Source organism: Pseudomonas sp. AC016 (assembly GCF_979253365.1).
In genome coordinates this window covers 4,381,881-4,393,995 of the sequence record NZ_CEEDCC010000001.1, presented here as the reverse complement: position 1 = coordinate 4,393,995, position 12,115 = coordinate 4,381,881, and the positions used below count along the sequence as shown (strand labels likewise).

General features: G+C 59.4%; 14 protein-coding genes. 8 read left to right on the top strand and 6 right to left on the bottom strand.

Going from position 1 to position 12,115, the window contains the following annotated elements:
• Positions 1 to 38 precede the first annotated feature (38 nt).
• Positions 39 to 935: a homocysteine S-methyltransferase family protein gene (locus tag AC0IXS_RS19790; protein WP_164672318.1), complete on the bottom strand. Its 897-nt coding sequence runs from the start codon at positions 933 to 935 to the stop codon at positions 39 to 41.
• 110 nt (positions 936 to 1,045) lie between these two features.
• Here AC0IXS_RS19790 and AC0IXS_RS19785 point away from each other — a divergent pair, with 110 nt between their 5' ends.
• Both AC0IXS_RS19785 and AC0IXS_RS19780 read left to right on the top strand, forming a co-directional pair.
• Positions 1,046 to 1,867, top strand: a complete 822-nt coding sequence (locus AC0IXS_RS19785; protein ID WP_004879750.1) for an ABC transporter substrate-binding protein — start codon at positions 1,046 to 1,048, stop codon at positions 1,865 to 1,867.
• A complete protein-coding gene (locus AC0IXS_RS19780; RefSeq protein ID WP_122690983.1) occupies positions 1,864 to 2,691 on the top strand; it encodes an amino acid ABC transporter permease in 828 nt (275 codons plus the stop codon). Before AC0IXS_RS19785 ends, AC0IXS_RS19780 begins: the two co-directional genes overlap by 4 nt.
• A 133-nt stretch (positions 2,692 to 2,824) precedes the next feature.
• Here the strand turns inward: AC0IXS_RS19780 and AC0IXS_RS19775 are convergent, their stop codons facing one another.
• From AC0IXS_RS19775 to AC0IXS_RS19765, 3 genes are all read right to left on the bottom strand, one after another.
• Positions 2,825 to 3,112 (bottom strand): PA4642 family protein, encoded by a 288-nt coding sequence (locus tag AC0IXS_RS19775; RefSeq protein WP_122668446.1) that lies wholly within the window; start codon positions 3,110 to 3,112, stop codon positions 2,825 to 2,827.
• Positions 3,113 to 3,178: 66 nt separating this feature from the next.
• Positions 3,179 to 3,673: a hypothetical protein gene (locus AC0IXS_RS19770; protein WP_449124377.1), complete on the bottom strand. Its 495-nt coding sequence runs from the start codon at positions 3,671 to 3,673 to the stop codon at positions 3,179 to 3,181.
• A gap of 70 nt (positions 3,674 to 3,743) precedes the next feature.
• Positions 3,744 to 4,301, bottom strand: a complete 558-nt coding sequence (locus AC0IXS_RS19765; protein ID WP_004879756.1) for a hypoxanthine-guanine phosphoribosyltransferase — start codon at positions 4,299 to 4,301, stop codon at positions 3,744 to 3,746.
• Between the two features lie 212 nt (positions 4,302 to 4,513).
• Here AC0IXS_RS19765 and upp point away from each other — a divergent pair, with 212 nt between their 5' ends.
• Together upp and AC0IXS_RS19755 are read left to right on the top strand one after the other, a co-directional pair.
• Positions 4,514 to 5,152, top strand: coding sequence for a uracil phosphoribosyltransferase (gene upp, locus AC0IXS_RS19760; protein ID WP_004879758.1), 639 nt, complete (start codon positions 4,514 to 4,516; stop codon positions 5,150 to 5,152).
• A 4-nt stretch (positions 5,153 to 5,156) separates the two neighbouring features.
• Positions 5,157 to 6,434 carry a uracil-xanthine permease family protein gene (locus tag AC0IXS_RS19755; protein ID WP_004879760.1) on the top strand — a complete coding sequence of 426 codons (1,278 nt, stop codon included), beginning with the start codon at positions 5,157 to 5,159 and terminating at the stop codon, positions 6,432 to 6,434.
• 92 nt (positions 6,435 to 6,526) lie between these two features.
• Here AC0IXS_RS19755 and hemH read toward each other — a convergent pair whose 3' ends face one another.
• Together hemH and AC0IXS_RS19745 are read right to left on the bottom strand one after the other, a co-directional pair.
• Positions 6,527 to 7,549, bottom strand: coding sequence for a ferrochelatase (hemH, locus tag AC0IXS_RS19750; protein ID WP_004879762.1), 1,023 nt, complete (start codon positions 7,547 to 7,549; stop codon positions 6,527 to 6,529).
• A 23-nt stretch (positions 7,550 to 7,572) separates the two neighbouring features.
• On the bottom strand, positions 7,573 to 8,475 hold the full coding sequence (locus AC0IXS_RS19745; protein ID WP_471825491.1) for a TIGR01777 family oxidoreductase: 903 nt from the start codon (positions 8,473 to 8,475) through the stop codon (positions 7,573 to 7,575).
• Positions 8,476 to 8,775: 300 nt separating this feature from the next.
• Here AC0IXS_RS19745 and AC0IXS_RS19740 point away from each other — a divergent pair, with 300 nt between their 5' ends.
• The 4 genes from AC0IXS_RS19740 (at position 8,776) to AC0IXS_RS19725 (ending at position 12,110) form a co-directional block, all read left to right on the top strand.
• On the top strand, positions 8,776 to 9,762 hold the full coding sequence (locus AC0IXS_RS19740; protein WP_025993208.1) for an NAD(P)/FAD-dependent oxidoreductase: 987 nt from the start codon (positions 8,776 to 8,778) through the stop codon (positions 9,760 to 9,762).
• Complete coding sequence (locus AC0IXS_RS19735; protein WP_004879770.1) at positions 9,759 to 9,974, top strand: TIGR02450 family Trp-rich protein; 216 nt, start codon at positions 9,759 to 9,761, stop codon at positions 9,972 to 9,974. The genes AC0IXS_RS19740 and AC0IXS_RS19735 overlap by 4 nt, the downstream gene beginning before the upstream one ends.
• 268 nt (positions 9,975 to 10,242) lie before the next feature.
• Positions 10,243 to 11,205 (top strand): YbgA family protein, encoded by a 963-nt coding sequence (locus AC0IXS_RS19730; protein ID WP_004879771.1) that lies wholly within the window; start codon positions 10,243 to 10,245, stop codon positions 11,203 to 11,205.
• 2 nt (positions 11,206 to 11,207) lie between these two features.
• Positions 11,208 to 12,110, top strand: coding sequence for a MerR family transcriptional regulator (locus AC0IXS_RS19725; protein ID WP_043305713.1), 903 nt, complete (start codon positions 11,208 to 11,210; stop codon positions 12,108 to 12,110).
• Positions 12,111 to 12,115 lie beyond the last annotated feature (5 nt).

Sequence of the window (12,115 nt, the reverse complement as noted above, 5' to 3'; positions counted from 1 at the left end):
CCACGGGGTTTTTCTTTGCACGTTTAAAGGCGAACGGATCAAAGGCTGCGGGACAGCACCGCAATGTGCTCAGGGCCGATACCGCAGCAACCGCCGATGTGCGTGGCACCGCGCTTGATCCAGTCTGCCGCCCACTGCTGATAACCCTGCGGATCGAGATCTTCGCGCAGTTCATCCAGACCATCGTTCGCCTTGGCGTCCTTGGGTTGCGGCGGGAAGGCGTTGGCGTAGGCACCGATGGCAATATCAACGTTCAACGTTTTGAACACCTCGCGTGCAGCATCGATGGCGCCGCCAATCACTTCCGGCTGGCTGCAATTGAACAGCAGCGTCGAAACGCCCATTTCAGCCGCTGCACGGGCAGCATCTGCCACTGGCTCGCCTGAACGCAGACGTGGAACTTCATCAGTGTCTTCGTCCTGCAGCGTGAAGGACAGCCAGAACGGTTTGCCGTCTGCTGGCAAGCCTGCGCGAATGGTCTGCGCTTCGAGGATGCAGCTCTGGGTCTCGGCCAGCCAGAGATCGACATAGGGCGTCAGACCGGCCACCAACGGCTGCAGGATTTCGGCAGCCCGCTCCGGCTTGTACAAGTCCGGACGGTAAGAGCCGAACAACGGCGGGATCGAGCCTGCCACGCGCGCACGGCCACCGGAAGCATCGGCTGAGGCGCGTGCGAGTTTGCCGGCCAGTGCGGCCAGTGCCTGACCTTCCTTCGCAAAGCGCTCTTCGCCAATGTGAAACGGCACCACCGCGTAGCTGTTGCTGGTAATCACCTGAGCGCCACTTTCGATATAAGCGGCGTGCACATCGCTGACGGCTTCGGGTGCTTCGCTCAAGGCCAGTGCGGACCATTCCGGCTGGCGAAATGGCGCGCCGCGACGCTGTAGTTCGCGGCCCATGCCGCCATCGAGAATTACAGTTGTGCCTTGGGTCATATGTGATCTACTTATATGTATATGAAAAAAACTCATTATGAGTCAGTCTTGTATAACGTATTTAATACGGCACTTTCGTCAAACTACAAACATTTTCTCAGGGGACATCCGTGAAACTTAGCGCTTTGCTGGGCATTGGCCTGGTTACTCTGGCCGCCTCCACTCAAGCCCTGGCCGGCGCCACACTGGACCGCGTGCAGAAGAACAAAGAGCTGGTCAACGTCCTCATGGAAAGTTACCCACCGTTCTCTTTTCTCAACGACAAGAATGAACTGGACGGCTTTGACGTCGACGTCGCCAAGGCCGTGGCGCAGAAGCTAGGCGTCAAGTTGCGCCTCGAAACACCGTCCTGGGACGTGATCGCGGCCGGTCGCTGGAGCGGTCGTTACGACATCTGCGTCTGCTCGATGACCCCGAGCAAGGCCCGTGCTGAAGTATTCAACTTCCCGGTCGAGTATTACGCGTCGCCTGCCGTGATCGTGGTCAACGCCAAGGATGACCGCATTCATTCCGCCAAGGACCTGAGCGACAAAAAGGTCGGTCTGACCAGCGCTTCCAGTTATGAAAGTTACCTGAACAAAAACCTCGTGATCGAAGGAGCGGAAGACAAACCGCTGCAATACCCGTTCGAGAACGTGCAGATCGCCCCGTACGATAACGACAACGTTGCCTTCCAGGATCTGGGCCTCGGCGCCGGTGTGCGACTGGACGCCGTGTTGACCAACCTGGTGACCGCCAAACCGCGACTGGATCAGGACAAGCGCTTCAAGCTGGCCGGTGAGTCGCTGTATGAAGAACCCAACTTCGTCGCCATCGAGAAGAACGATCCTGAGTGGGACGCGAAGGTGCGTGAAGTGTTCGCCGAGCTGAAAAAGGACGGCACCCTCAGCAAGCTGTCGCAAAAGTGGATCGGCGCCGATATCAGTAAATGACTTCCTTCCCACGCCCACCCGAGCAGGCTGATCAAAGCCTGCTCAAGCGCATCTTCGGTTTCCGCACGCGGCTGTACCTGACCTGGCTGGTCATGTTCGTGCTGTTTGCGGGCTTCTTCCTGAGTTTCGACCTGAAGCTGTCGATCATTCTCGACAAGCTGCCCAACCTGATCGGCCTGCACCTTGCGCCCAATGGTTTTCTGCAAGGCGCGGCGCTGACGTTGTTCGTGTCCGTGTGCTCGATCATCGTATCGGTGGTGCTGGGCTTCGTCACTGCGTTGGCAAGGTTGTCCAGCAGTGCTGTGGCCTTCGGCATCGCCAGCTTCTACGCGTCGTTCTTTCGCGGCACGCCGCTGCTGATTCAGATCCTGCTGATCTATCTGGGCTTGCCACAGGTGGGGATTGTGCCGGGCGCGATCATGGCCGGCGTGATCGCCCTGTCGCTCAACTATGGGGCCTACCTGAGCGAGATCTTTCGCGCAGGCATCATCGGTGTCGCGGCGGGACAGAGTGAAGCGGCACTGGCGCTGGGACTGCGTCCCACCCAGATCTTCTGGCGCGTCACCCTGCCCCAGGCCATGCGCACCATCATCCCGCCGACGACCAACCAGTTCATCTCGATGCTCAAGGACTCTTCGCTGATTTCAGTGATGGGCGTCTGGGAAGTGATGTTTCTGGCGCAATCCTACGGCCGGTCCAGCTATCGCTACATCGAGATGCTGACCACCGCTGCGGTGCTGTACTGGGTCATGTCGATCGGGCTGGAGCTGTTGCAGTCCAGACTGGAACGGCATTACGGCAAGGCCTACAAGGCCCGGAAGTAACTCAGAGTCGCTTCAGATCGTGCCAATCGCTCCGCGTGCAGCCCCTTTACGCTCTGCGCCACATCCGAGAGCAGGCGCGGAGCGTCCTGGCGTTACCACGCAGAGCGTGGTAACGACCTTACCCGGCAATCCCTCAGCCGCGCGCCTGTTCGATCAGCTCGATGTATTCCTCGGCGTTGCGCTGGTCCTTGATCAGGGCGATGAAATCACTGCCGTGCTCGTCCTTACCGTCGAAGTCATGACCGGCTTCCTTGAAGAACACCAGAAAGCGCTCGAAATCGTTGATCCGCAGACCGCGATAGGCCTTGATCAGCTTGTGCAGCGACGGCGAGGTGGCATCGTAGGGTTCGAAGTTCAGGAACAGTTTGATCTGCTCGTCACCGATCTCATCGCCAATCAACTGCTTCTTGTCTTTACGCATTGCGGGCTCCACCTGGTCGCAGACACTTTCACGGGCGGGCAGTTTACCCCTGCGTGAGTGTACGGCTCAACGCGCGCGTGCAGGCGTGGTGTGCAGGTCGGCCCAGATGTGACCGTTGGCGTAACTGATGAACTGGCAATACACTTTTTCATTGCGCAGCAAATCCACAAGAATCCGGTATTGGGCCAGCGGGTAGTAAAGCGTCAGGGTGCGCGAAGCTTCATCGTAAGCGGGCTTCTTCAGACTCTTGCTGTCGCCCGAATCGAAGTGGATCAGTACCTGCGAAATGGACGCGCCCTTGTTCAAGGACTTTCCCTTGAGGCGCAACAGTAACGACGAAGTGACCGGAATGGGCTGTTGGCTTGACGGTCTCTGATTACCGGCGACGATGGTGTATTCAGTGACCCGCATCAATTGCTGCACCTCGGGTTCACCGACACGCAGGCCCTGTTCGTCGGGCGGCAGGTACTGGTCGTGCATGGGGCTGGCTGACACCGGTACCGCAACGGTCAGACCCGACAACAGCGCCAGCGCAAGAGCGCCCGGAATCAATAGCTTCATGCACAATGGTCCCTGAGAGATGCGGATAGACGCTGCCCCGGTCGTTCGCCAGAGCAGCGATCAGACAGCGTTACATGCCTTTGACGGCGTAGATACCGGCAGCGTTGCGCCAGTAGCCCTTGTAGTCCATGCCGAAACCGAAAATGTAGCGGTCGATGCACGGCAGGCCGACGTAGTTGGCTTTAAGGTCCGGGCGAGCCTTGCGGTCGTGGTCCTTGTCGATCAGCACGGCGGTATGAACCGCGCGGGCTCCAGCGTGCTTGCAGAAGTCAATGATCGCGCCCAGCGTATGGCCTTCATCGAGGATGTCGTCGATGATCAGCACGTCGCGGTCGATGAACGAGACTTCCGGCTTGGCTTTCCAGAACAGGTCGCCGCCAGTGGTTTCATTGCGATAGCGGGTCGCGTGCAGGTAGGACGCTTCCAGCGGGAAGTTCAGATGGGTCAACAGCTTGCCCGAAAAGATCAGGCCGCCGTTCATGACGCAAAACACAACCGGGTTGCGTTCAGCCAGTTCGGCATTGATCTGCGCGCCGACACGAGCGATGGCAGCATCGACTTCGGCTTCTGTGTACAGGCAGTCAGCCTCGCGCATGATTTGACGGATATGCTCGAGATCAGCAGACATGAAGCGCTCTCCAGGTGGGGGCAGTGTAAGAAAAGCGGGCAAAGGTACGCATCCGTTCGGCTCAGAGCAAGTGATTCTGGACTAACGTTGCGAGTGTCTTCTAAAAGCAGCGAACGTCCAAGCCAAAGAACAATACTGCACACATCGTAAGACAGTATCGGCTGAATAGATTAATCTAGGCCGTTTTTTTGCCCCCGCTGGAGCCTTTCCTTATGCCCATTCGTGAGATCCGTCATCCGCTGATCCGCCACAAGCTCGGCCTGATGCGCCGCGCAGACATCAGCACCAAGAATTTCCGTGAGCTGGCTCAGGAAGTGGGCGCTCTGCTTACTTATGAAGCCACTGCCGACCTGACGCTGGAAAACTACGATATCCAGGGCTGGGCCGGAACCGTGTCGGTCGAGAAAATCGCCGGCAAGAAAATCACTGTCGTGCCGATTCTGCGTGCCGGCATCGGCATGCTCGACGGCGTGCTCAGCCTGATTCCGGGTGCCAAGGTTAGCGCGGTGGGCGTAGCCCGCAATGAAGAAACGCTGCAGGCCCACACCTACCTCGAGAAGCTGGTCCCGGAAATTGACGAGCGCCTGGCGATGATCATCGACCCGATGCTGGCGACCGGCAGTTCAATGGTTGCCACCATCGACCTGCTCAAGAAAGCCGGCTGCAAGGAAATCCGCGCCATGGTGCTGGTTGCCGCGCCCGAAGGCATTGCCGCCGTGGAAGCTGCACACCCGGACGTGATGATCTACACCGCCTCCATCGATGAGCGCCTCAACGAGCACGGTTACATCATTCCGGGCCTGGGCGATGCCGGTGACAAGATTTTCGGCACCAAACAGAAGGACGCATAACCCGATGACGCAGCACGAGTTCAACGATCCACTGTGGCGTACGGTTCTTTCCGGTGCGCAAATGCTGTTCGTTGCTTTTGGCGCGCTAGTCTTGATGCCGCTGATCACCGGACTCGATCCTAACGTTGCATTGTTCACCGCAGGTCTGGGCACGCTGTTGTTCCAGATCGTGACCGGCCGCCAGGTGCCTGTATTTCTGGCATCGAGCTTTGCCTTCATCACCCCGATCATTCTCGCCAAGGGTCAGTTCGGCCTCGCCGCAACCATGGGCGGCGTGATGGCCGCGGGCTTCGTCTACACCTTCCTCGGCCTGGCCGTGAAGATCAAAGGCACCGGTTTCATCGACCGCCTGCTGCCGCCGGTGGTGATTGGTCCGGTAATCATTTCCATCGGCCTGGCCATGGCGCCGATTGCCGCCAACATGGCGATGGGCAAATCCGGTGATGGTGCCGAGCTGATTCATTACCAGACCGCGATGCTGATTTCGATGCCTGCCCTGCTCACCACGCTGATCGTGGCGGTTTTCGGCAAAGGTATCTTCAGGCTGGTGCCGATCATCTCCGGCGTGCTCGTTGGTTTTGCGCTGTCGTTCTACTTCGGTGTGGTCGACACGGCGAAGATTGCCGCAGCGCCCTGGCTGGCCATCCCGCATTTCACCGCGCCGGAATTCAACTGGCAGGCGATCCTGTTCATCGTGCCGGTTGCCCTGGCTCCGGCCATTGAACACATCGGTGGTGTGATTGCAGTGGGCAGCGTGACCGGTCGTGATTACCTGAAGAAGCCTGGTTTGCACCGCACGCTGCTCGGTGACGGCATTGCCACCACCGCAGCCGGCCTGTTCGGCGGTCCGCCCAACACCACCTACGCAGAAGTGACAGGCGCGGTGATGCTGACCAAGAACTACAACCCGAAAATCATGACCTGGGCGTCGATATTCGCGATCACCCTGGCGTTCATCGGCAAGTTCGGCGCGCTGCTGCAGAGCATCCCGGTACCGGTGATGGGCGGGATTCTGTGCCTGCTGTTCGGTTCGATTGCGGCGGTGGGCATGAACACCCTGATTCGCCACAGGATCGACCTGTCGGAAGCGCGCAATCTGGTGATCGTCTCGGTGACGCTGGTGTTTGGTATCGGTGGCGTGCTGATCGGTACAGGCACTGGCCCGGACGATTTCGGCATGAAAGGCATCGCCTTGTGCGCCGTAACCGCCATCGTGCTGAACCTGATCCTGCCGGGCAACGACAGCTGGAAGAACAAGCAGCTGGATGATCAGTTGCCGTAAGAGCGTCCTGAGAGGCGTTACCACGCGGAGCGTGGTAACGATCTTTCATGCATGCAGCCCGGGACGCTCTGCGTCCCGTTTGAACCAGCGCCTTACAACATCAACGGTGCACGTTCGCAGAGCTTGTTCAACTCACGTGCCCAGTTCGGATCGTCGTTCAGGCACGGTATCAGTACCAACTCCTCCCCGCCCGCTTCCTTGAACTGCTCGGCACCGCGGTCGCCAATCTCTTCCAGCGTTTCAATGCAGTCGGCGACAAATGCCGGACACATGACCAGCAGCTTCTTCACGCCCTGCGCCGCCAACTCGTCGAGACGCGCTTCAGTGTAGGGTTCGATCCACTTGGCGCGCCCCAGACGCGACTGGAACGACACCGACCACTTGCCATCGGGAATACCCATGCGCTTGGCAAAAGCGGCAGCCGATTGCAGGCATTGCGCGCGGTAGCAGGTGGCGAGCACTTCTGCGGGCGCGGTCATGCAGCAGTCTTCCTTGATGCAGTGCTTACCGGTCGGGTCCAGCTTGTGCAAATGGCGCTCGGGCAGACCGTGAAAGCTCAGCAGCAGGTGGTCGTGTGGCTGCTCCAGATGAGGGCGTACATTGTCCACCAGTGCGTTCAGGTATTCCGGCTGATCGAAGAACGGCTGCAGCAGTGAGAACTGCATCTTCAGCGATTTGGCGCGTACTACGCGCTTGGCTTCTTCGATGACCGTGGTAACGGTGCTGTCGGCAAACTGTGGATACAGCGGCGCGAGAGTGACTTTCTTGATGCCCTGCTCTGCCAGCCGCGTCAGCACGGTTTCGATGGAGGGCTCGCCGTAACGCATCGCAAGCTCGACCGGGCCGTGATCCCACTCTTTCTTCATGGCCTGTTGCAGACGCTTGCTCAGCACCACCAGCGGCGAGCCCTCATCCCACCAGATCGACGCGTAGGCGTGAGCAGACTGTTCCGGGCGCTTGATCAGAATCAGCGACACCAGCAGCCTGCGCACCGGCCACGGCAGGTCGATGACGTAAGGGTCCATGAGGAACTGATTGAGGTAGCTACGCACATCTGCCACCTGGGTGGATGCAGGCGAACCCAGGTTGACCAGCAACAACGCGTGATCAGTCATGCAACTTCCTAATTCAATGGCTTTCAGTGTCGACCCAGCAGATCCTGCAGGGCAGTTTTCAGATCGGTAAAACGAAACGTGAAACCGGCTTGCTGCAGACGATCGGGGCGCGCCCGTTGCCCGCCCAGCAGCAGTACCGACAATTCCCCCAGCAGCACTTTGAGCGCCAGCGAAGGCATCGGCATGAACGCCGGCCGATGCAGGATGCCTGCAAGGGTCTTGGCAAAATCGCGGTTGCGTACGGCCGCAGGCGCACAAAGATTATAAGGGCCGCGGGCATCGTCGAGATTCAACAGAAAATCAATCGCTGCGATTTGGTCCTGAACGTGAATCCAGGGCATCCACTGCCGACCGTTGCCAATCGGGCCGCCCATGCCGAACTTGAACGGCGGCAACAGTTTCTGCAGAAAGCCGCCACGGTCTGACAACACCAGACCGGTGCGTATCAACACCACCCGCACGCCCAGCGCTTCACCCCGCTGTGCGGTCTCTTCCCAGGCGCCACACAACTGGCTGGCAAAGTCTTCCTTGGCGGGGTGAGACGTTTCGTCCAGCTCACGCTCGCCACTGTCGCCATACCAGCCCACCGCAGACCCGGAAATCATCAGCGCGGGCTTTTGTGTCGCCTTGCCCATCCACGCCAGCAACTGTTCGGTCAGACCGATACGGCTGTCCCAGAGCATCAAACGACGCTTACGGGTCCAGGGCCTGTCGGCAATCGGCGCACCCGCCAGGTTGATGACGGCATCGACGGGCTGATCGCCCAGTTCATCGAGACGGGCAATGCCCTTCACCGATGAGCCGCACAGCTTGGGGACATCAGCGGACCGTCGACTCCAGACGGTCAATTGATGACCTTGGGTGGACCAGTGTCGGCAGAGCGCTCGTCCTATCAAACCAGTACCGCCGGTCAGCAATATGTGCATGGCAGGTTACCTCGCGTGGCGTTCGTGGCAATTGAGTAGTCTATTTTTCAAGGGTGACGCTTATCCAGACAACGAAACCATTGACTGAACCATAGGCCACACCTGAACGGACTGGAGCTTTACTGCCCCGCTCGGGTGGTTGGCCCATTGTCGATTGGCAGCAGACTGAACGTCTTCGACCTTCAAGGTTGCAGAGTGACTCACAACAGAATCGAGAACCACTGCAAGTTATACCAGACAAGAAGATTGTACAGGTTTTAACTACGGCGTAGTCTGTACAGACAAGGTAACGAGGCCCCTATGACTGTCCCTATCGCAATCATCGGTACCGGTATCGCCGGACTTTCAGCGGCCCAGGCGCTCACTGCAGCCGGGCATGAGGTACACCTGTTCGACAAAAGCCGCGGCAGCGGCGGTCGAATGTCCAGCAAACGCAGCGACGCAGGCTCGCTGGACATGGGTGCACAATATTTCACCGCTCGCGACCGGCGCTTTGCGACGGCCGTCAAACAGTGGCAGGCCCAGGGCCATGTCGCCGAGTGGACACCTTCGCTCTACAACTTTCAGAACGGCAGGCTCAGCCCGTCGCCCGACGAGCAGGTTCGCTGGGTAGGTAAACCGGGCATGAGCGCCATCACCCGCGCCATGCGCGGCGATCTGCCGGTGTCGTTCTCGTGCCGCATCACCGAAGTGTTTCGCGGTGAACAGCACTGGAACCTGCTCGACGCGGAAGGCGAGAGCCATGGCCCGTTCAGCCACGTCATCATTGCCACACCTGCCCCTCAGGCCACGCCTTTGCTGGCAGCGGCACCCAAGCTGGCCAGCGTCGTGGCCGGGGTCAAGATGGACCCGACCTGGGCCATCGCGCTGGCATTCAGCACACCGCTGCAAACGCCCATGCAAGGCTGCTTCGTACAGGACAGCCCGGTTGACTGGCTGGCACGCAACCGCAGCAAACCCGAACGCGATGACACGCTCGACACCTGGATTCTGCACGCCACCAGCAACTGGAGTCGGCAGCATCTGGACATGCCGAAGGAAGAGGTCATCGAGCAGTTGCAAGGTGCGTTTGCAGAGATGATCGACTGCACGATGCCCGAACCCGTCTTCACCCTCGCCCACCGCTGGCTGTATGCGCGCCCGGCAGGCTCCCACGAATGGGGCGCGCTTTCCGATGCCGACCTTGGCATTTATGTGTGCGGCGACTGGTGCCTGTCAGGCCGCGTAGAAGGTGCATGGCTCAGTGGTCAGGAAGCCGCGCGCCGGCTGCTGGAACACGCGCAATGAACCAGATCAATCCACGCAAACTGCTGCTGTCGAAATGGACAGCAGCCACGCCGGTCAACCGTGAGAAGCATTTTATGGTGACCGAGCTGTTCAAGGACGAAGAAGGCACAGTGCTGGAAATCGAACTGCAGGCGGTGCTGACCCAACGCAGCGAGCGCCTGCCGTGGCAGGTGCTGCAGGCAGCGGACGTATGGCGGATGGGCTGGAAGTAGCACCTCACTAAAGCGTGGCTGCCTCTCAAGCAGCACGTAGCCCACTGAAGAAACGCTATCTTGCGGGAGGCGGCTTGCCACAACCCGGTGTCTGCCGCGAGACAGCGTTACGCTGGAGAAGTAAGGGCCTCCCACAATCCAGTAATCACTGCCTCAAGCCCCCTTTTCGATCCTCTACAAACAATTTGACTTGTACAGCTATGCACCTATGATGAGTGCAAGTTGTACAGAGCATTTTGTCTGTACAAGTCTTTTGTAGAGGTTGGTGATGTCAACGCCCGTAATCGAAAAGCCCAAACTCGGTATCAGTGCCTGCCTGATGGGCGCCGAGGTTCGCTTCAATGGCGGCCACAAGGAATCGCATCTGTGCACCCGTGCACTGAGCCAGTACTTTGATTTCGTCCAGGCCTGCCCTGAAGTCGCGATCGGTATGGGCATCCCGCGCGAGCCTATCCGGCTGGTCGGTGATGCGGAAAATCCTCGGGCGCTGGGCACGGTCAATCGCGAACTTGACGTCACCGAGGCATTGGCCGATTACGGCACGCAGATGGCCGAAGAATTGGGCGATATCTGCGGTTACATTTTCATGCAGAAATCTCCGTCGTGCGGTCTCGAGCGAGTGAAGGTTTATCGCGAGAACGGCGCGCCGGTCGATGGCGGAGGCACCGGGATCTACGCCAAAGCCTTCTGCGAACGCCACCCCAACCTGCCTGTAGAAGAAGACGGACGCCTCAATGACGCCGTGCTGCGGGAAAACTTCGTGACGCGGGTGTTCGCTTATTCCGCGTGGCAGCAGCTTTTGAAAGAAGGTGTTACGCGCCGCGCCCTGACCGAATTCCACTCGCGCTACAAATATCAATTGATGGCCAACGACCCCGTGCAATACAAGGCACTGGGCAAAATGCTCGGCAGCATGGGCCGCAGTGATCCGAAAGACATCGCCCCACAGTATTTCAGCGACCTGATGACCGCGCTCAAGAAATGCGCGACACGTCGCACCCACACCAACGTACTTCAGCACCTGGCTGGCTACCTCAAGCAGACCATCGGCGCCGAAGACAAACAGGAAATCCAGCAGTTGATCGGCCAGTACCATCAGGGGATCGTGCCCTTGATCGTGCCGCTGACCCTGCTCAAACACCATTTCCGCCAACACCCGGATCCGTATGTGGCGCTGCAGGTGTACATGCAGCCGCATCCGGAAAACCTCAGTCTGCGTAATGCGATTTGACTATGAATGAACTGGATAAGGATGCCCCGGACGACTGGCTGCCGATCCGCGAGGTTGCACGTCAGACCGGCGTCAATGCCGTCACCCTGCGTGCGTGGGAACGGCGTTACGGCCTGATCGTCCCGCACCGTACCGAGAAGGGTCATCGCCTGTATTCACAGGAACACGTCCAGCGCGTGATGATGATTCTCACTTGGCTCAACCGTGGCGTGTCGGTCAGCCAGGTCAAGGCCTTGCTCGACGACGACCTGCAGGACGCGCCCCCGCCTTCGAACGACTGGGATGCGCTGCGCCAGACGCTGCTGATCGCCATTGGTGAGCTGGCCGAGCGCCGGGTCGATGATGTGTTCAACCAGGCCATGTCGCTGTACCCGCCACGCACCCTGTGCGAGCAACTGCTTATGCCGCTGCTGGCGGAGCTGGAACAGCGTTGGCAAGGCAAGTTTGGCGCTCAACTGGAGCGCACCTTCTTTTACTCCTGGCTGCGCAGCAAGTTCGGCGCACGCATCTACCACAACAATCGCCAGCTCAGCGGCAGGCCCGTGTTGCTGGTCAACCAGTCCGACCTGCCGCTGGAGCCACACCTGTGGCTGACGGCATGGCTGGTCAGCAGCGCCGACTGCCCGGTCGAAGTGTTCGACTGGCCCCTGCCCGCCGGTGAGCTGGCGCTGGCGGCCGAATACCTGCAACCGCGCGGCATCGTGCTGTATTCGAGCAAATCCCTGAACGTCGCCCAGCTGCCACGCTTGCTGGCCAATATCGCCTGCCCGGTGGTGTTGAGTGGACCAACGGTGAAGATCCATAACGCCGAGTTGCTCGTAAGTGCAAACGAGGTTGCAGGTCTGACCCTCGTCGACGACCCGCTCAGTGCTCAGATCGAGCTCAACAGGCTCGGCATTATCTAAGGACT

Bases quoted from the DNA above. Each gene is read 5' to 3' on its own strand.
- AC0IXS_RS19775 (WP_122668446.1), bottom strand. From the start codon at position 3,112: ATGCGTAAAGACAAGAAGCAGTTGATTGGCGATGAGATCGGTGACGAG.
- hemH (WP_004879762.1), bottom strand. From the start codon at position 7,549: ATGACTGATCACGCGTTGTTGCTGGTCAACCTGGGTTCGCCTGCATCC.
- upp (WP_004879758.1), top strand. From the start codon at position 4,514: ATGCCCATTCGTGAGATCCGTCATCCGCTGATCCGCCACAAGCTCGGC.
- AC0IXS_RS19730 (WP_004879771.1), top strand. From the start codon at position 10,243: ATGTCAACGCCCGTAATCGAAAAGCCCAAACTCGGTATCAGTGCCTGC.
- AC0IXS_RS19765 (WP_004879756.1), bottom strand. From the start codon at position 4,301: ATGTCTGCTGATCTCGAGCATATCCGTCAAATCATGCGCGAGGCTGAC.
- AC0IXS_RS19780 (WP_122690983.1), top strand. From the start codon at position 1,864: ATGACTTCCTTCCCACGCCCACCCGAGCAGGCTGATCAAAGCCTGCTC.
- AC0IXS_RS19735 (WP_004879770.1), top strand. From the start codon at position 9,759: ATGAACCAGATCAATCCACGCAAACTGCTGCTGTCGAAATGGACAGCA.
- AC0IXS_RS19725 (WP_043305713.1), top strand. From the start codon at position 11,208: ATGAATGAACTGGATAAGGATGCCCCGGACGACTGGCTGCCGATCCGC.
- AC0IXS_RS19740 (WP_025993208.1), top strand. From the start codon at position 8,776: ATGACTGTCCCTATCGCAATCATCGGTACCGGTATCGCCGGACTTTCA.
- AC0IXS_RS19745 (WP_471825491.1), bottom strand. From the start codon at position 8,475: ATGCACATATTGCTGACCGGCGGTACTGGTTTGATAGGACGAGCGCTC.
- AC0IXS_RS19755 (WP_004879760.1), top strand. From the start codon at position 5,157: ATGACGCAGCACGAGTTCAACGATCCACTGTGGCGTACGGTTCTTTCC.
- AC0IXS_RS19790 (WP_164672318.1), bottom strand. From the start codon at position 935: ATGACCCAAGGCACAACTGTAATTCTCGATGGCGGCATGGGCCGCGAA.
- AC0IXS_RS19770 (WP_449124377.1), bottom strand. From the start codon at position 3,673: ATGAAGCTATTGATTCCGGGCGCTCTTGCGCTGGCGCTGTTGTCGGGT.